The sequence below is a fragment of the Streptomyces sp. NPDC048603 genome (genome assembly GCF_043199475.1).
Lineage (GTDB): Bacteria > Actinomycetota > Actinomycetes > Streptomycetales > Streptomycetaceae > Streptomyces.
The window spans coordinates 71671-88077 of record NZ_JBICVY010000018.1; the positions used below are offsets into that span (position 1 = coordinate 71671).

15 protein-coding genes and 1 pseudogene are annotated in these 16407 nt (G+C 71.3%); 11 read left to right on the forward strand and 5 right to left on the reverse strand.

All coding sequences use genetic code 11. The features are described from left to right. Positions 1 to 40: 40 nt before the first annotated feature. Positions 41 to 2236, reverse strand: coding sequence for a HEAT repeat domain-containing protein (locus ACGFQ9_RS34005; protein WP_393579317.1), 2196 nt, complete (start codon positions 2234 to 2236; stop codon positions 41 to 43). Positions 2237 to 2733: 497 nt separating this feature from the next. Here ACGFQ9_RS34005 and ACGFQ9_RS34010 point away from each other — a divergent pair, with 497 nt between their 5' ends. Beyond that, positions 2734 to 3213 carry an NUDIX domain-containing protein gene (locus ACGFQ9_RS34010; RefSeq protein WP_393579319.1) on the forward strand — a complete coding sequence of 160 codons (480 nt, stop codon included), beginning with the start codon at positions 2734 to 2736 and terminating at the stop codon, positions 3211 to 3213. A 263-nt stretch (positions 3214 to 3476) separates the two neighbouring features. Here ACGFQ9_RS34010 and ACGFQ9_RS34015 read toward each other — a convergent pair whose 3' ends face one another. Next, positions 3477 to 4202 (reverse strand): dienelactone hydrolase family protein, encoded by a 726-nt coding sequence (locus tag ACGFQ9_RS34015; protein ID WP_393579321.1) that lies wholly within the window; start codon positions 4200 to 4202, stop codon positions 3477 to 3479. Positions 4203 to 4663: 461 nt separating this feature from the next. Here ACGFQ9_RS34015 and ACGFQ9_RS34020 point away from each other — a divergent pair, with 461 nt between their 5' ends. The 4 genes from ACGFQ9_RS34020 (at position 4664) to infA (ending at position 7608) form a co-directional block, all read left to right on the forward strand. Then, positions 4664 to 5944, forward strand: coding sequence for a competence protein CoiA family protein (locus ACGFQ9_RS34020; RefSeq protein WP_393579323.1), 1281 nt, complete (start codon positions 4664 to 4666; stop codon positions 5942 to 5944). Between the two features lie 214 nt (positions 5945 to 6158). Beyond that, positions 6159 to 6527: a hypothetical protein gene (locus ACGFQ9_RS34025; RefSeq protein WP_393579324.1), complete on the forward strand. Its 369-nt coding sequence runs from the start codon at positions 6159 to 6161 to the stop codon at positions 6525 to 6527. A gap of 525 nt (positions 6528 to 7052) precedes the next feature. Further along, positions 7053 to 7322, forward strand: a complete 270-nt coding sequence (locus tag ACGFQ9_RS34030; RefSeq protein WP_393579326.1) for a GNAT family N-acetyltransferase — start codon at positions 7053 to 7055, stop codon at positions 7320 to 7322. Positions 7323 to 7383: 61 nt separating this feature from the next. Further along, on the forward strand, positions 7384 to 7608 hold the full coding sequence (gene infA, locus ACGFQ9_RS34035; protein ID WP_393579328.1) for a translation initiation factor IF-1: 225 nt from the start codon (positions 7384 to 7386) through the stop codon (positions 7606 to 7608). Between the two features lie 229 nt (positions 7609 to 7837). Here infA and ACGFQ9_RS34040 read toward each other — a convergent pair whose 3' ends face one another. Then, complete coding sequence (locus ACGFQ9_RS34040; RefSeq protein WP_393579330.1) at positions 7838 to 8137, reverse strand: winged helix-turn-helix domain-containing protein; 300 nt, start codon at positions 8135 to 8137, stop codon at positions 7838 to 7840. 289 nt (positions 8138 to 8426) lie between these two features. Here ACGFQ9_RS34040 and ACGFQ9_RS34045 point away from each other — a divergent pair, with 289 nt between their 5' ends. From ACGFQ9_RS34045 to ACGFQ9_RS34055, 3 genes are all read left to right on the forward strand, one after another. After that, a complete protein-coding gene (locus tag ACGFQ9_RS34045; RefSeq protein WP_393579332.1) occupies positions 8427 to 9173 on the forward strand; it encodes an IclR family transcriptional regulator in 747 nt (248 codons plus the stop codon). 75 nt (positions 9174 to 9248) lie between these two features. Beyond that, positions 9249 to 9575 carry a putative quinol monooxygenase gene (locus tag ACGFQ9_RS34050; protein ID WP_393579334.1) on the forward strand — a complete coding sequence of 109 codons (327 nt, stop codon included), beginning with the start codon at positions 9249 to 9251 and terminating at the stop codon, positions 9573 to 9575. Between the two features lie 598 nt (positions 9576 to 10173). Next, positions 10174 to 11322 carry an NAD(P)/FAD-dependent oxidoreductase gene (locus ACGFQ9_RS34055; RefSeq protein ID WP_393579336.1) on the forward strand — a complete coding sequence of 383 codons (1149 nt, stop codon included), beginning with the start codon at positions 10174 to 10176 and terminating at the stop codon, positions 11320 to 11322. A 273-nt stretch (positions 11323 to 11595) separates the two neighbouring features. Here ACGFQ9_RS34055 and ACGFQ9_RS34060 read toward each other — a convergent pair whose 3' ends face one another. Beyond that, a complete protein-coding gene (locus tag ACGFQ9_RS34060) occupies positions 11596 to 11895 on the reverse strand; it encodes a hypothetical protein (protein WP_393579337.1) in 300 nt (99 codons plus the stop codon). A gap of 240 nt (positions 11896 to 12135) precedes the next feature. Here ACGFQ9_RS34060 and ACGFQ9_RS34065 point away from each other — a divergent pair, with 240 nt between their 5' ends. The 3 genes and pseudogenes from ACGFQ9_RS34065 (at position 12136) to ACGFQ9_RS34075 (ending at position 15263) form a co-directional block, all read left to right on the forward strand. Next, positions 12136 to 14223, forward strand: a complete 2088-nt coding sequence (locus ACGFQ9_RS34065; protein ID WP_393579339.1) for a prolyl oligopeptidase family protein — start codon at positions 12136 to 12138, stop codon at positions 14221 to 14223. A gap of 85 nt (positions 14224 to 14308) precedes the next feature. After that, positions 14309 to 14407, forward strand: a pseudogene (locus tag ACGFQ9_RS34070) (sigma factor-like helix-turn-helix DNA-binding protein); the annotation flags it as partial. Between the two features lie 340 nt (positions 14408 to 14747). Further along, complete coding sequence (locus tag ACGFQ9_RS34075) at positions 14748 to 15263, forward strand: GNAT family N-acetyltransferase (protein ID WP_393579340.1); 516 nt, start codon at positions 14748 to 14750, stop codon at positions 15261 to 15263. Between the two features lie 202 nt (positions 15264 to 15465). Here ACGFQ9_RS34075 and ACGFQ9_RS34080 read toward each other — a convergent pair whose 3' ends face one another. After that, on the reverse strand, positions 15466 to 16398 hold the full coding sequence (locus ACGFQ9_RS34080; protein ID WP_393579342.1) for an NADP-dependent oxidoreductase: 933 nt from the start codon (positions 16396 to 16398) through the stop codon (positions 15466 to 15468). Positions 16399 to 16407 lie beyond the last annotated feature (9 nt).

Genomic DNA, 16407 nt, shown 5'->3' on the forward strand with positions numbered 1-16407 from the left:
CGAAGTGACCGCTGCGGCAGACGCCGAACCCGCCGCCGCCCTACGACGGGTTCGCGCCGAACGAGCCGGGGCCGATCATGCCCGGCCGAGCAGGCTCGCCGCAGGCCGGATGGTCGATGACGGCCCGGGCGGTGCGCTGCAGTGCCTCGTCGTCCTCGACGCTCCTGAAGGAGCCGCCGCTGCGGCGGGCCTGGGCGAGTTCCGCGCGGATCCGGGGAAGGGCGGGCGCGGCGCCGGGGCCCATCCGCTGCAGGCACTTCAGTACGTGGTTGGCGGTCGAGTCGTTTTCCTCCCAGACCTCCAGCAGCACCGGCAGGACAACTGCTGCCTCGGCCGGGCCGCCGATGTCGTAGATCGCGGTGGCGGCGTGGGCTCGGGTCCACTCGTACTCGGCTTGGAGCATCTGCCGCAGGTGGGGCAGGGCCGCGGCCGCCGGTGCTCCGATCCGGCCGAGGGCGTCGGCCGCGTCCCGCTGCTTGTGGGTGTCGAGCAGGTCGGTCAGCCGCGGGACAGCATCCGCGGAGTCGCGTTCGAAGGCCCACAGTGCTTCTGTGGCGGCGAGGCGCAGGTCCAGGTCCTCGGCGTCGGCGAGCGGCCGGACTGTCTCCAGGGCGGAGGCGGCGCGGGTGCCGAAGCGGGCCAGCGCGTGGAGGGCCGCGGCTGCGCCGCGCCACTGTTCCTGCATGACGGAGGCGGTGACGGCTGCGGTGAGTGCGGGTACGGCCGCCGGGTCGCCGAGCCGGTGAAGGGAGGCGACCAGCGCGCAGGCGTCCGACCAGGACCACTCCTGGGAGAAGTCCGCGTCGGCCAGGCGCCGGGACAGCCTGGGCAGCAGCTCTGCGGCGGCCTGGGGGAGGTGACCGCAGACCTGCGCCGCGCGCCAGGTATCGGTGTTGGTGTCCAGCGCCGTCAACAGCCCGGGCAGGGCACGCTCGTCGCCGAGGCGGGCCAGGGCCGTGACCGCTTCCTGGTGGGCCCGGCGCAGTAGGGGGTGCGGTGCGGCCCACACGGCCGGCCCGTGGGCGGCACGGTGGGCGTTGACGAGGGTGGCGAGGGCCTCGCGGGCGGGTTCGGCGAGCGCGGCGGGGAGTTGGCCGAGGGTCTCGGCCGCTTCGGCGGTGGTGTAAGGATCCTGGGGCAGCAGGCAGTCTGCGAGCAGCTGGACCAGGCCGGAGTGGTCGCCGCGCCAGGAGCCGATCAGGTCCTTGGCCATGGCGATGCCGTCGTACCGGGTGGCCGGGTCCAGGCTGCGGAGCTGGGCGGTGAGCAGAGCCGTACGCTCGGACGTCCGTGCGTCCAGGACCCGGTGAAGGGTGGTCAGCAGCTCGGTGGTCGGGGCATGCATGCGTCCGTGTCGGTCGAGGTCGGCGAAGACCGCAGCGAGTTGCGGCGGGACACCCTGGTCCGGTGCCGGTACGGCGTGGACGTCTGCGCAGGTGCACTGCCCGCCGTCGGTCGGCCCGGCGCCGGCCTCGACCTCGCTCCGAGGTGCGGGCTCGGGTGTGAGCTGTCGGAGCAGATCGGTCGCCGTCGGGACGAGGCCGGCGTCGATCACCTCCGGTGCGCAGGCGGTCCGGTGGACGAGGGCGGCGAGCCGGATGTCGGCGTCCAGCGCGGCGTCGGCCGCCAAGGCGGCAAGCCAGGTCGTCAGCGGGCCGAGCGCGGCCGGCCGTCGCTGGGCCAGTGTCGCGGCGGCCTCGACGACCAGTAGCCGCTCGACCGTGCCGCTCTCGGCCGCCAGTCGCTCACGCAGCACGGCGAACGCCTGGTCGGCGTCATCGAGGAACAGCCCGAGGGCCGGGAGGGCAGCCTGGCGCACCTGCGGGTCCGGGTCCGCCGCGTATCGGACGAAGTCCTCGACACGCTCACGCATCCGAGGCACGACATCGGCATGGGGTGTCGACGCGTGGCCGGACGGACTGTAGTAGACGTCGTCGGGGTCGCAGTCCAGCGCCGCGCTGCCGATGCTGAGAAGGAGCCGGATGACGGCCGCGCGGTCGGGCGTCTGGGCGTCATCGGCGAGCGCGAGAAGGAACGGCAGGCTCGCTGCCGTGCACGAGTAGACGTCGCCCTGGTGGTGCGCCGCGCTGTAGAAGCTGCTGAAGGCCCTCTCCCGAACGTCGGGGTTGGACGAGGCCATCTGCTTCAGCCACAGCGGAACTTCGTCGGCCGGGCCGTAGGCGTGGCCCATGGACGACCAGTCGACGCGGTCGACACCCTCAAGATTGTTGATCATGGGGTGCACAGTGACATGAGGCACTGACACTGCCGCCGGTGCATTGGTGGGGTTGCTCGCCAGCGATCTTCTACGACGCTCCCGGTGTCCAGCCCGGGGCGTCCAGGCCGGGCGGCGGGGTGCAGGGCGGGGTGGCAGGTCCACAAGCGCCGGCAGAACTCCCGATGCTGGCTCGGCGTGGAGCAGATCGGCCACCATGCAGTTGAGCGCGGTGCACATTTAACGTGCCGAGGCCAGCCCGGGCTGGGTACCAGTGTGTTACTGACGCAGCCGACGCCTTCGTCCAGCATCTGTTCCAGCACAGCAGCGTCCACACGAACCGTTCCACCCCACAGCCACGCAGCGACCGTGAAAGCCGCGCGGCTGCCCGGAACACGACCGGCACGCCTTCCACCGCCCCGACGACTTCTTCTCGCAGCGCACCGTCAGACGCTCACCGCGCCTTATGCCGCAGCGCTGGCCGGCCGCGCCGTTTACCTGCAGGAGGGGATGCCCGTATGAGCCGCATTCGTACAGCCGCAACTGGCCTGGTCGTCCGCGACGGCCACGTTCTGCTTGTCAAAGGGGACTGGCCTGAGCCGGATACCTGGCTGCCGCCCGGCGGCGGACAGAAGCTGGGCGAGCCTCTGCACCGCGCTGTCGAGCGGGAGGTGCTGGAGGAGACCGGGGTGACCGTTCGTGCCGGACAGTTGTTGTTCCTGCGAGAACACATCCCCGCCAATCACGAGGCCGGCCCGATCGCGTACGACCGTAACCACCGGGTTGATGCGCTGTTCTGGTGCGAGGTCGTATCGGAGCCGTTCAAGCTGGGCGGGAGCATCCCCGATCCGACCCACACCGGGGTCGAGTGGGTGCCGCTCGACAAAGTCGGCGGGCTGCGGATGATCCCCCTGTACCTGCGCGACCAGCTCACTCACGTCGTTGCCCAGGCTGCTGCCGGTACGTGGCAGACGCTGTACCTGGGCGACATGGCCTGACCGGGTGCAGAGGAGTGTCCTGTCTCACCGGGCTGGTGGGACGGGCACTGGGTTCTGGGTGAAATGAAAGGACCGCCCCTACCGGATCGAGCTGACCTTCTTCGCCTACAGCGCGATCGGCCTGGGCGACCTCGGCCATGTTGCTCTGCTGGAGAACCTGGCCGTGCTCGGCACGAACACGGCCGCCGCCCCGATGCGATGCGAGACCGTAGCGCAGGTGCAGGAACGTATCGACGTGATCGCCGGCCTGCGAGGAGACCGGATCACTCCGTGACGGGCAGGCACTCGGAGAGCAGGCCGACGATGTCGAGCCAGGCCCGCTGTGCGTGTTGCGGGTGGTGGGCGACGCCGGGAGGCACGGGATGGTCGACCGGGGGGTGGTGGAACGCGTGCAGGGCCCCGCCGTAGACCACGAGGCGCCAGTCGACGCCTGCGGCCTGCATCTCGGCGGCGAACGCATCCCGTTGCCCGGCCGGCATGATCGGATCCTCGGACCCGACCCCGGCCCACACCGGGCAGCGAATGCGTGCCGCCTCGCCCGGCCGGCCGGTGGTCAGTGCATTGACCGTCCCGATCGCACGCAGGTTGACGCCGTCGCGTCCCAGTTCCAGCGCGACCGCGCCCCCGGTGCCGTAGCCGACGGCCGCGATCCGGTCGGGGTCGGTCCGTGGTTCGGCACGCAACACGTCGAGTGCCGCGTGGCCGATGCCCCGCATCCGGTCGGGGGCGGCGAGCAGCGGCATGCAACGGGCCAGCATCTCCTCGGGGTCGGTGAACCGGCGCCCGCCGTGGAGGTCGAACGCCAGCGCCACGTATCCGAGCTCGGCCAGCGCGTCGGCTCGGCGGCGCTCGACATCGCTGAGCCCCGGCCCCTCGGGCCCGATCAGGACCGCGGGCCGGCGGTCGGCACCGGCGGGGAGCGCGAGGTGTCCGATCATCGTCAGGCCGTCGGCCGGGTATGCGACCGTGCGTGTGGTGACCGTTGTCATGCCACCGGACTCTAGTGACGGGCGAGCCCGCTCGGGCCGGTGTTCACCCCCGGCTGACGGTCCCGCCCGGCTGACGGTGCTCCCGCCCGGCCGCACAGTCAGGGCACGGGCGGCCCGTGGTCGGGACGTTCACGTGACGAGGGCCCCCGCGACCCTCCACGAAACCCGGACCATGGTCCTTGAGCCGCCATCGGAGTCGGCCCCCGGTGCGCGCATCGACGTCCACACCGGATGAGAACCGGCATGACGAGAAGTGAGCGGCCGAGGCAGGCCTCGCCGAACGTGCCGCTGGTTCGTAAGATCATCGGGCTGCGTCCCTGTCGGGGGCGCGACGGTGTGGGGAGACCCGCCGCCCGGCCTGGTACTCCCGATCGCGGATCGCCGGACCCCTACCCGTCCGGTGTGCCGGCCTCGAGCCGGGGGAACGCTGGCCGGGGGGGGCAGCGAGGAATGGGGGGCCGATGGGGTACACCGCGTTACACCCGGACTGGGGCAGGCTGGATGCGTCGCTGGACGATCTCGGGTGCGGCCGCGACTGGTCCGAGGTGCACCGCGTCAAGGGCGTGGAACTGTCGTGCCCGGAGTGCCGGGGCCGGGTCTTCGCGCGGGTCTCCGTCCATCGCGATCGGCATTTCTACCACCAAATGCGGCCGGACGAGTGCGAGCTGGCGAACGAGTCGCTGGAGCACCACCTGCTGAAACTGGAGCTGGCGCTGGCAGCCCGGGCGGCAGGGTGGCGGGCGGAGCTCGAGGTCAGCAGCGAGACCCGGAACTGGCGCGCCGACGTGATGGTCTTCGACGAGCGGGGGCGGCCGTTCATGGCTCTGGAGGCGCAGCTGTCGCCGATGACGCCGGAGGATGCGCGGATGCGGACGGACCGCTACGCACATGACGGAGTGGCAGTCTGCTGGTTCGGGATGCACGACCGGCCGTGGGAGCGGACGGTGCCTTCGCTGCAGGTCCGCTTCCCGGGCAAGAGAGGCGAGCCCTGGACGGTGCGGCGCGGGATGGCGCGCTACAGCTGGGCGCCGCGCACCCTGAAGGCGAAGGCCGGGTGGGTGCGGGTCCAGCCCACACTGGCCGATGCGATCCGGTGGATCCTCGACGGGCGGGCACACGTGTACACCAGCGTGAACGGCACGGTGCGGTGGACGGCCCCGGCGTACACGGAGCTGGCGCTGGCCCGTGCCCGGATGGAAGCGGAGGCCGAAGCCGCCGAGCGGGCAGCCGCAGCAGAGCAGCGCCGGCAGGAGGCTGCGGCGCGGGCTGCCGTGGCGGCGGAGTTCCGGCGCCGGGCGGCGGAGCGGGCGCGGCACGCAGAAGCCGAGCGGCAGACGGAGCTGCGGCGGCTGGCCGGCTTCTTCCGGCATGCGGGCATGGACGCCGTCCTGTGGCCGACGTTCACGCAGATGGTGCGGTCCGCCTCAGGCAAGGCGATCGTCTACGGCGAGCAGAGCCCGGCCCACGGGGACGGGCTGCTGGTCTACACCCGGCCACGGTGGGGGACCGGGACCAGCCTGGCCGGGGTGGTCTGCCCGGACCCACGGGCGCTGGCCCTCTGGCCGCAGAACCTGACGATAGTGGTGCACAACCAGGCCTGGCTGGCCCGCCTGCGCGAGGGCGCGCGAACGCTGCTGAAGGTCGCGGTCCTGAACCCGGTCACCGAGCACAGCCGCTTCTTCAGGATCGGCCCGGACGAGGTCGTGGGCACAGATCCGGAAGCATGGGATTCCCCACGCTGACGCGGAAACCCGGCTTCGAGGGCTCCCACGCGAAGGGCGGGGTCGAGGGCCAGACCGGCTGCTTCCGCCGCGACCCGGACCAGCTGCAGCGCGGCCGTTCCCGCGTCGGTGACCGTTCCGGTTTCCCCCAGGCGCGCGGGCCGCAGCGGGGCCGTTCTTCGTCCTGTGGGAGACCGCCCTGCAGACACACGTGCCCGGGAAGGCCCTGTCCCGCGTGAGCTCCTACGACCACCTGCTCTCGTCAGGCCTGATGCCGCTCGGCCTGGCACGCGCCGGCCCGGTGTCCCACACCCTCCGCACCCTCCGCACCTTGTACGCGATGACGATCGTGGCCGTCCCGGCCGCCCTCGCGCTCCTGTGCGTCCCGGCCGTACGGCACCTCACGGCGCACGCCGAGGACACGGCAGGCGACGGCGGCAGCGGTGACGTCCCCGCCGTGCCAGAGGCGCGACACCGCATGACGGGCCGCGGCGGTACGCGCGCGAAGGGACGCAATGGGACCGGCCGCACTGAGCCGAACCCGATGGCGCGAATAACCAATTGGACGGGAAGCTTCGGGTTGCTAACGTGCGGAGCACCGTGACAGGACGCCAGGAGGTGAGACCCATGACAGCTGTATCGAAGTGGGTGCTCCCCCCTTCCCTCACGGTGTGCGACTGACTCAGGTGTCGTCGGGAGCGCCTCTGCAACCAGGCACTCCTGAAAGGCGACAGACATGCACGCAATAGCGATCAGCCGGGTCGACCAGACCCGGTGGCAGGCCGTGACCGGCGGTCGGAGCGTCGGCCACGGCGACGTTTCGCAGCGGCCCGACGGGCGGCGCTTCGCCAGCATCGACGTGTGGCAGGGCCCCGTGTTCGGCCGCCTCGCCGCCGCGATTCCAGCGGACCTGCCCGCCCCTCCGCACTCTGGTCGGCGAGGCGGACCTCGACCTGAAGTCCCGTGGGGAGCAGGTCGGCTTCACCCTCGGACGCCGCGAGCGGGAGTACGTCCTGCCCACAGACCCGCGGGAGACCGGACTCGACGCGCCGCCGCCGACAGGCGTGAAGATCCCGGCCGGCGGAGAAGCGGACGAAAGCCTGCTGTATGCGCCGGACCGCGCGGTTCGGTGGCGCTCCGGAACGGCACCTACGCGGGTCTGATCCGGGTGGCGCCGGTCCCCCGGCGAGCGCCTATCGGACTGCTCGCGGTCCGCGCCGACCAGCACCGGCAGGGCGTCGGGCGGGCGCTGCTCACCCACGCGCTGGGCGAGCTGCACCGTGCCGTGACCGACCCGGCCTGGGGCGATGTGGACGCATCCAACACCGCCGCGATCACGATGTTCGAACGCGTGGGCGCACGTCGGGCCGGCAGCAACATCGAGCCGGTACGTCACTGACGCCGTACCGGACCAGCCCCCCATCCACACCCACCCCCCCCGAATCGAGAAATGAGCGACATTGGCAAGAACGGCAAAGGGCCTGGAAGTCGAGGGCACTGTCCTCGAATGCCTGCGCAACGCCACCTTCAAGGTGGAGCTTCAGAACGGGCATCACGTCCTCGCGCACATCAGTGGGAAAATCCGGAAGAACTACATCAGGATCCTCCCGTTCGACCGGGTGCTCGTGGAGGTCAGTACCTATGACCTGACCCGCGGCCGGATCCTGTACCGGTACCGGAACTGAGCGGTGGGAAGTGTGTGCCCGGACCGACCCCGGGCACACACTTCGGCCAGGATCAACCCAGGTGGCCGGCGAAGAGCGAGACTGCCTTGCCTTGCCTTGCCTTGCCTTGCCTTGCCTTTCCTTGCCGGGCCGGCCTGTTGAGTCGGCTCGGTCACCGTCCCTGGCCGATGTCCAACGCGGCGCCGACCTTGGCCATCCGAAAGGTCTGGATGGAATGGCGGCCTGTTCTTCAGGCCGCCGCGGTGGTGCTGAGGAGCGTCAGCCCCACCGGGCTGACGCTGTGCCGGGCGTGCTTGTGGTCGCGTCCGCGCGTGGTGAGGCCGGCCTGACGGCGAACGCTCGCGTGCTCGCTCGCGCTTGCGAGGGAGGTCTTCGCGTACGTTGCGAGTTCGCTTGTGGTGCACAGGGCGTGGTCGGCGATCACTCTCAGGATCGTGGCCCTGGTACGGCCGAGGAGGGCGATCAGGGCCTGGGGCGCGGCGGTGTCGCCGTGCTTGGGCGCCGCCCAGATGGCACTTGCGGCGCCCACGTCGTGGAGCGCGAGGTAGATCAGTAGAACGTCCTGGCCCTGACGGCGGGTGAACAGGTGCGGCGTGGAACTGCAGAAGACCGACGGCGCCAGGACCAGGTCGCGGCCCGCCAGGAGCAGATCATGTGGCCGAAGGCGGCAGGCTGTACGCGGAGCAAAGACGGCCAGGTGCCCTCACCGGCGCGGTCCGTTGCCCTCCGAAGAGGCGAGTGTAAGGGGGTTACTCCGCACCGCCCCGTGCCGGGTAGCCTCGGAGGTTCGCCGCTCTCCACCCCGGGGGTACCCCGATATGCCGCTCACCGGCCCGCAGTCAGTCGACCGTGCGCTCGACCTCCTCGACGCCGTGGCCGAGGCCCCCGGCCCGGTCACCGCCAAGGCGCTGGCCCGTGCGGTCGGCTGTTCGCTGTCCACGGTGTACCACCTGCTGGGCCCGCTCACCTCCCGCGGCCACCTCGTCCGCACCCCGCAGGGGTACGCGCTCGGGCCGCGGATCCCCGGCCTGCAGCGCTCGTTCCAGCGCCACCTGCGCCCCGCCCCCGGCATCGCCGACGTGCTTCCCCGGCTGCGCCGCGCCACCGGCGCCGAGGCGTACTACACCGCCTACCGCGGCGGCCTGATCACGGTCGTGGACACCACGGCCCCGGTCACCGACATCGCAAACCCCTTCACCCCCGGCCGGGAAACCCGCGCCCATGCCACCGCCCACGGCAAGGCGCTGCTGGCTGAGCTGCCTCGGCCGGCCCGCCGCCGCTACCTGGCTGACCACGGCATGGCCCGCCTCACCGACCGCACCATCACCAGCGCCGACCGCTTCGAAACGGAACTGACCCGGGTCCGCACCCAGGGCTACGCCGTCTCCGTCGGCGAGGCCGACCCCGCCTACACCTGTCTCGCCGTAGCGCTGCCGCAGCCCCGCGACGACGGTGCCGTGCACGCCCTGTCGCTGTCCCTGCCCACCGCCGAGTTCCGGAACCGCCGCACGGCGCTCGCCGCAGCAATCTCCGCGGCCGCGGCCGCCCTCCTGCCGGCCGGCTGACGCCGGATTCCGGCAGGGCCGGAATCCGGCGTCAGCCGACGTGCACCCAGCCACCAGGCACGGCACGCTGACCGCATGATCTTCATCGCCGTCAGGTTCCAGGTCCGCCCCGAGCACAGTGACAACTGGCTCACGATCGTGGACGACTTCACCCGGGCCACCCGCAACGAGCCCGGCAACCTCTTCTATGACTGGTCGCGCAGCGTGGACGACCCGAACAGCTACACCCTCCTGGAGGGTTTCGCGGACGCCGAGGCGGGCCGGGTCCACGTGGCCTCCGCCCACTTCGCCGCCGGCATGGAGACCATGGCCGCGGCTATCGCCGAGACCCCGGAGATCATCCACGTCGAGGTGCCCGGCCAGGGCTGGAACGCCATGGCCGAGCTGTCCCCCCGCCCCTGAAAGAGCGTTGGGAGGGGCAAGACCCGTGCGGGTCTCGCCCCTTCCTCGTCACCGTACTGGTACCACTCGGCGGGCAGCGACACCCGCACCAGCCTCTACCAGCAGCGCTCCGCCTGGCGATCGGGGAGAGCGACGGCACCCACACCTCCCTCACCACCCACCCGGCGCACCGGCCGTCTCCTGGCCCCGGGTCTCCCCGGCCGCCGCCCGCTCCCGCTCCACCACCACCCCGAGCCCCGCGAGTGCTTCGAGCCGCGCGGTGTCGAAGCGGTGGAGGCGTTGGCGTTGGTTGGCGAGCCCCCCGGCACGCGGCCCCGGCCCAGGCCGCCGCCCTGCCCACCAGCCACAGGCCGCCTGACGTGGACCTGGCGTGCAGCATCAGCTGCCTCCGCCGGCCCCTCAGGTCGCCCGGAACCACCAGCCCTCGGGATGTGATCTGTCACTTGCCGGAAGCCGGCATGAGATCCACTTCACACTGCAGGGCGGCGAAACGTTGTCACGATCCGGGCCCGCTCTCTGGTCCTCATACCGAAAGGGCGCACACGGAGCCTCGTGAGAGTGGAACGGGAATATCGACATGGGACAGAAGCAGAACGTCGTGGTGGTGGGCGCCGGGTATGCCGGAGTGACCGCGGCCCTCCGCGTCAGCAGCCGCCACCAGGTGACCCTCGTCGACCCCAAGGAATGCTTCACCGAGAGGATCCGGTTGCACGAAATAGCCGCCGGCCGCGCCGGCACGCCCGTCGTCCTGCGTGAGCTTGTCGCCGGGAGGGAGATCAACACGGTCAAGGCCACGGCCACGTCGATCGATCCAGGTGCCCATACGGTCCTTCTGGACAGCGGAACCACACTGACCTACGACCGGCTTGTCTACGCCCTTGGCAGCAGCACCGACATCACCCGCGTTCCCGGCATCGGCGAGCACGCCTACACACTGGAACAGGCTCAGGGGCTCAGTGATCGACTGTCTCGTGGATCCGGCACTGTCACCGTCGTCGGCGGCGGAGCGACCGGTATCGAACTGGCCGCAGAGCTCGCCGAGTCGGCCGGCGCCTGGCAGGTCCATCTGGTCACCGGCAGCGAGCCCGGGAACGGGCTTTCAGCAGCCGGCCGGACCCATGTGCGCAACTCCCTGGAACGTCTGGGTGTCCGCTTGCACTCACACACCCAGGTCCAATCCGTCCACCGCGGTGGACTGTCAACCGATCACGGTGAGCTGGCCGGGGACGTGGTCGTCTGGGCTGCCGCGTTCACCGTTCCCTCGCTGGCCGCCGAGGCCGGGCTCCGCGTGGACGAGCGAGGCCGGGCTCTGGTGGACACAGCCATGCGCTCGCTCTCCCACCCCGACGTGTTCGTCGTGGGTGACGCAGCACGCGTCACCGTGCCTGGCGCGGGCGAACTCCGCATGGCGTGCGCGACGGCGATGCCCACCGGAGCGCAGGCTGCCGAGGCCATCGACGCACTCGCTCATGGACGCGAGCCCAAGCCGCTCAGGTTCCGATACCTGGCGCAGTCCATCAGCCTCGGTCGCCACGACGGCGTGATTCAGCCGGTACGCACCGATGACACGGCGCACCGCCTGGTGATCACCGGTCGGCCGGCCGCCCGGATCAACGAGTGGATCAACCGATACACGCTCGCATCCCTGCGCGCGGAGCGCCGGCGCCCCGGCACCTACCGGTGGGCCAAGCCGCTGCGCCCGGCCAAGAGGGCCGTGGTGCCTGCTTCTGCTGACCAGGCACAGTGATCCCGAGGTGGTGTCGGTCCAAGCCCGCGGGCCGCGCCTGCCCCACGGGGCCCCGTTCCCGCCGGCCCCGCCCCGGCCGCCGCTGCCGCCGCGCCCGTTGCTGCGTCGGGGGCGTGGGAGGCCGCCGATCCGGCGCCCGCGACCCTGGACGCGAAGCGCGTCGGGGGCCCGTTGACCGAGGGCTTGACGCTTCCCCGTGACCTCGACCTCGGCCTCGATCTCGGTAACCGGCCGCGCGCTCTGAAGCGGCTGGGGGTGCAGCCAGCCGCGCATTCACGCCTGCCAGTGCCGAAGTACCGGTCTCACCGGTGATCGGCGTGGACGATCTCGCCCTGCGCCGCCACCCTCGCGCACATGCAGCCGCCACCGGTTGGACGCGTAGTTCGAGCTGGGCGGGTAGACCCACTGGCTGTCCAGCCGGCACTGCATGCTCACACCGGTACCGTTGCTGAGGTAGCCGTACGAGCCGCAGGTGGTGCTGGCACAGCTGCGGATATTCGCCCCGCCGCTGTTGGACGAGATGTAGCTGCCGGCGGCCTCGGCCGTGGTGGCGCCGGCGAGCGCAGCGGTCACAGCCTCGGCGTCACCATGGAACCGGGCTGCGCCGGACGCGGGTCCTTGCGGGCGGTCCGGCGGGAGCATGCGGGCGTTGACCCGGCGCCGTCCGCTGTCGCTGTCGCCGGTGGTTGCCTGGGCACGCGAGGGGCGGCGCGGCTACGACCGCATCGATCGACCGCAGGATCAGTGCAGCAGGGGAACGTCGGCAGCTCGTACAGTTCCGTCGTACGCGTCAGGGCCGAGGAGGATCGTGCGGTGAAGAAGCCGAAGCTGCCCATCGAGGCCGCGGTGGCGCGGCAGGACCAGGACAGCTGCCATGCGGTACACGGGCGCTGGTTCCAGGATCCGTATGCCTGGATGGAGCGCCTCGACGACGCGGAGACCGAGACGTGGCTCGCCGCCCAGGAGGCCGTCACCCGTGCTGTGCTCGCCGAGGTGCCGGGACGGGACCGGCTGCGCGCGGAGGTTTCCCGTGCCTCGCGGTACGCGCGAACGTCGGCGCCGGTCCCCGCGGGACCGGACGACCAGGAGTTCTTCTGGCAGGCAGGAGCCGACGCCGAAAAGCTCGCGTTCATGCTCCGGCGCGGCACAGGAGCGGCCGCAACGCTCGAGACAGTGCTCGACCCGGGTGCCTGGGCGAACGACGAGGCCCTGGTGTTCGCGGTGCCTTCGCCCGACGGCCGGCTGGTCGCCTTCGGAAAGTCCGTGGGCGGCACGCACGACGCCGTGATCCACGTCCTCGACGTCCCCTCGCGCCGGGTACTGCCCGACCGGCCCCGCGGCTCGGGCCACTCGGCGCCCGCCTGGCTCCCCGACTCCTCCGGCTTCTTCTACGCCGCCTGCCCCGAGCCCGGCGAGGTCTCGCCGGAAGAGGAAGGCCTCTGGCACGCCGTCTACGAGCACCGGGTGGGGTCGCACAGGCCGGCCCGCCGGATCTTCGGAGGACGGCACGACCATGAGAAGGAGCACTGGTGCACCGTCAAGGTCACTGAATGCGGCCGTTTCGCGGTCATCAACCAGTGGGACTACGTGCACGCCAACACCGTGCACCTGCTGCGTCTGGCCGACCGCGAGCTCATACCCGTGGCCCGCCTCATGCGTTCCCTCAACCACGTCCAGGTCATCGGCGATTCCCTGCTCGTCCACACGGACCTCGACGCACCGCGCGGCCGGCTCTGCACCGCACCGCTGGCCGAGCCGACCGCCTGGCGGACCCTCATACCCGAAGGCCCGGACACGCTCCAGACGGTCGCCGGAGTCGGCGGTCGGCTCTACGCCGTCTACGCGCACGCGGCCTCGCACCGGGTGAGGATCCACGCCGCGGACGGCACCCACCTTCGCGAACTGGAGCTCCCTGCCCTCGGTTCGGTGAACCGCAACGAGGGAGAAGGAGTCGTCAGCGGCATCAGCGGCCGCTGGGACGGCGATGACGTATGGGTGAGCTTCACCTCCTACGTACAGCCCCCCTCGCTCTACCGCTACGACTACGCGGCGGACCGGCTCTCGCCGCACCACGTGCCCGACGCCGGACTCGACGCGTCCGCGTACGTCACGGAACAGGTCTGGTACGAGTCGCCGGACGGTACACCGGTCTCGATGTTCGTCGTCCACGACAAGGACCTGCCGCGCGACGGGCGGCGGCCCGTCCGACTCAGCGGCTACGGCGGGTTCAACATCGCGATGGAACCGCGCTGGGCACCGGTTAACGCGGCATGGCTGAAGCTGGGCGGGGTCCTGGCCTTCGCCAACGTCCGGGGCGGTGGTGAGTACGGCCGGGGCTGGCACGAGGCCGCGGTCAAGACCCGGCGGCAGAACGCTTTCGACGACTACGTCGCCGCCGCACGCCACCTCGTCTCGACCGGCTGGACGACGCCCGACCGGCTTGTCTCCCGAGGCAACAGCAACGGGGGCCTGCTGGTCACCGTCGCCGCCATGCAGGCGCCGGACGCGTTCGGGGCCGTTTACAGCCGGGTGCCCGTGCTCGACATGCTGCGGTTCCCCCGCTTCGGTCACCTGGCCGCGGCGACCGTGGAGTACGGCGACCCCGATGACCCGGTCGAGGGCCCGTATCTCGCCGGCTACTCGCCCTACCACACCATACGAGCCGACCGCCGCTACCCCGTGATGATGTTCGCATCGGCCCTCAACGACCGGAACGCCCCTCCCCACGACCCGCTCAAGATGGCCGCCCGGCTTCAGGCCGAAGCCGCGGGGGGAGGCCCGTACCTGGTGCTACCGCTCCGCGACTCGGGGCACTCGGGCGGTACGACGGCGACCGCGCTGATCGAGCAGGACGTGGACGAGCTGGGCTTCTGCTGCTGGGCGCTCGGTATCACGCCTTGATCGCCGACTATCCGGCGGGACACGGTCGGCGTGAGCGCGTCCCCGCCACCCAGGCGAAGCACCGGGTAGCGCTGTGGACTTCGGCACCCTGGGCCCGCTGCTCGCCCAACTCGACGAGAGGGCACGGCGGATCATGGCCATGCGGTTCGGAGAGGAGGTGACCCAGGCTCAGATCGGCGCCGAGGCCCCGGAGCACGGAGGGCAGGAGCCCGGCCGCTGGTGTGGGCGGCAGTTCGGGTACGCCGGCTGCTCGCTGAGCTTGACGTTCAACCCTCGTTGTCCGCGAAGCAGGTTCGTTCCCGACGACCTCAACCAACGGTGCAGGCCCGCCGAGGAGGACGGCTCCAGGTCACCGGATGCCCCCCGCTCTCGGAGCCCGCACCGTGGTTCACCCGTACCTGCGGCTCGTTGTGCCACGGAAACGGGGGAGGCTGCCAGCCGCCGCGCTCCACCTCGTCGCCGGTCGGGACCGGAGCCCGCTTCGAACGCGGCATACTCGTCGAACGTCCCGACCAGGAGGCAGCGTGATCACGCTCAGGCCCGATGCCATCCACACCGACCAGCTGGCCGTGCTGCCCCTGCAGGTCGAGCACGCCGACGAGATGGCCACCGTGCTGTCCGACCCCGACCTGCACATCTTCACCGGCGGCGCCCCGGAGACCCCCCAGGCCCTGCGCGCCCGCTACCAACGCTGGGCGGCCGGCTCGCCCGTCCCCTCCGAGTCCTGGTGCAACTGGGCGATCCAGCTCCGCGACGCGGCTTGTCTGACCGGCACGCTCCAGGCGACGGTCACCGCCGACGACCGCGGCGCCACCGCAGAGATCGCCTGGGTGGTGGGCACCCCCTGGCAGCGGCGCGGCATCGCCACCGAAGGGGCCCGAGGGCTCGTTGCCTGGCTCCGACAACACCCGGTGCACACGGTCATCGCTCACATCCACCCCGACCACAAGGCATCTGCCGCCGTCGCCACCGCAGCCGGACTCGCCCCCACCGATCGATGGCACGACGGAGAGATCAGATGGGAGCTGGTGATCAGCTGATCGCGCACATCCACAAGTCTTCACGACCGCTCCCTGAATTCGGCGCCAGGAGTGTTGGGCACAGCACTGAGCCAGCCAGCCAGCCAGGCAGCCAGCCGGCCCGCTCGCCCCGGTGTCGGCGTACTCGTCAAAGTGCTCAGCCAGGTACATGGGAACGTGCCCGGCGACCGGCCGGCGTGGCGCCCGAAATCGCCGCCGGGGCTCAAGGGATGATGATGACCTTGCCGCGGATCCGGCCGGATTCGCTGAGCTGGTGGACGTCGGCAAGGTCGGCCAGTGGACGTGACTCGCTCATGTCGATGCTGAGCGCGCCCGCGTCGACGAGTTCCACGAGCGCCGCAAGATGAGCAACATCGTTGTGGGCGACCATGTGCATCGCGCTCACTCCGGCGTCGGCAGGTGGTTCGATCGGGGTTGCGATCGAGATGATCCTCCCGCCGGGTCGCACGAGAGGCGCCAGAGCTGCGGCGTCCGGCGGGTTCAGCGGGACCAGATTGAGCAGTGTGTCCACCGGATCGTGGAGTGCGGCGCCCACCGGCCCGGCGGTGTAGTCGATCACTTGGTCCGCCCCCTGCCTCAGGACTGCCTCGGTGCTCCGCGCACTGGCCGTGGCGATCACCTCCGCCCCCGCGTGCTTGGCGAGCCGCGTCACGAATCCTCCGACGCCGCCACCCGCACCGTTGACCAGCACCCGCTGGCCGGCGGCCACCTGCCCATGCTCGAACACTGCCTGCCAGGCCGTCAGGCCGGCCACGGGAAGAGCCGCAGCGGTCGCGAGAGGGATGGACGTCGGCGCCGCAACCAGTACGGCGGCGGGCGCCCGGACGTACTCGGCAGCCGCACCCCCGCCGTCGAGCCGCCCTATGACCCGATCGCCGACGGCGAAGCCCTCCGCCCCCGTGCCGACCTCGGCCACGGTGCCGGCGACGTCCCAGCCGAGCGCGTAGGGCAGGTCCACGGGGAAGAATGCCTGCAACATGCCGGCGCGCAGAGCGGCCTCGCTGGGATTGAACGAAGTCGCGGCGACATGGACCAGCACTTCACCGAAAGCGGGTCGTGGACGGGCGACGGCTTCGTAGCGGATCACGGAGGTATCGCCGTACTCGTGGATACGCGCGGTCTTCATCATCGTCATGCCGCGAAT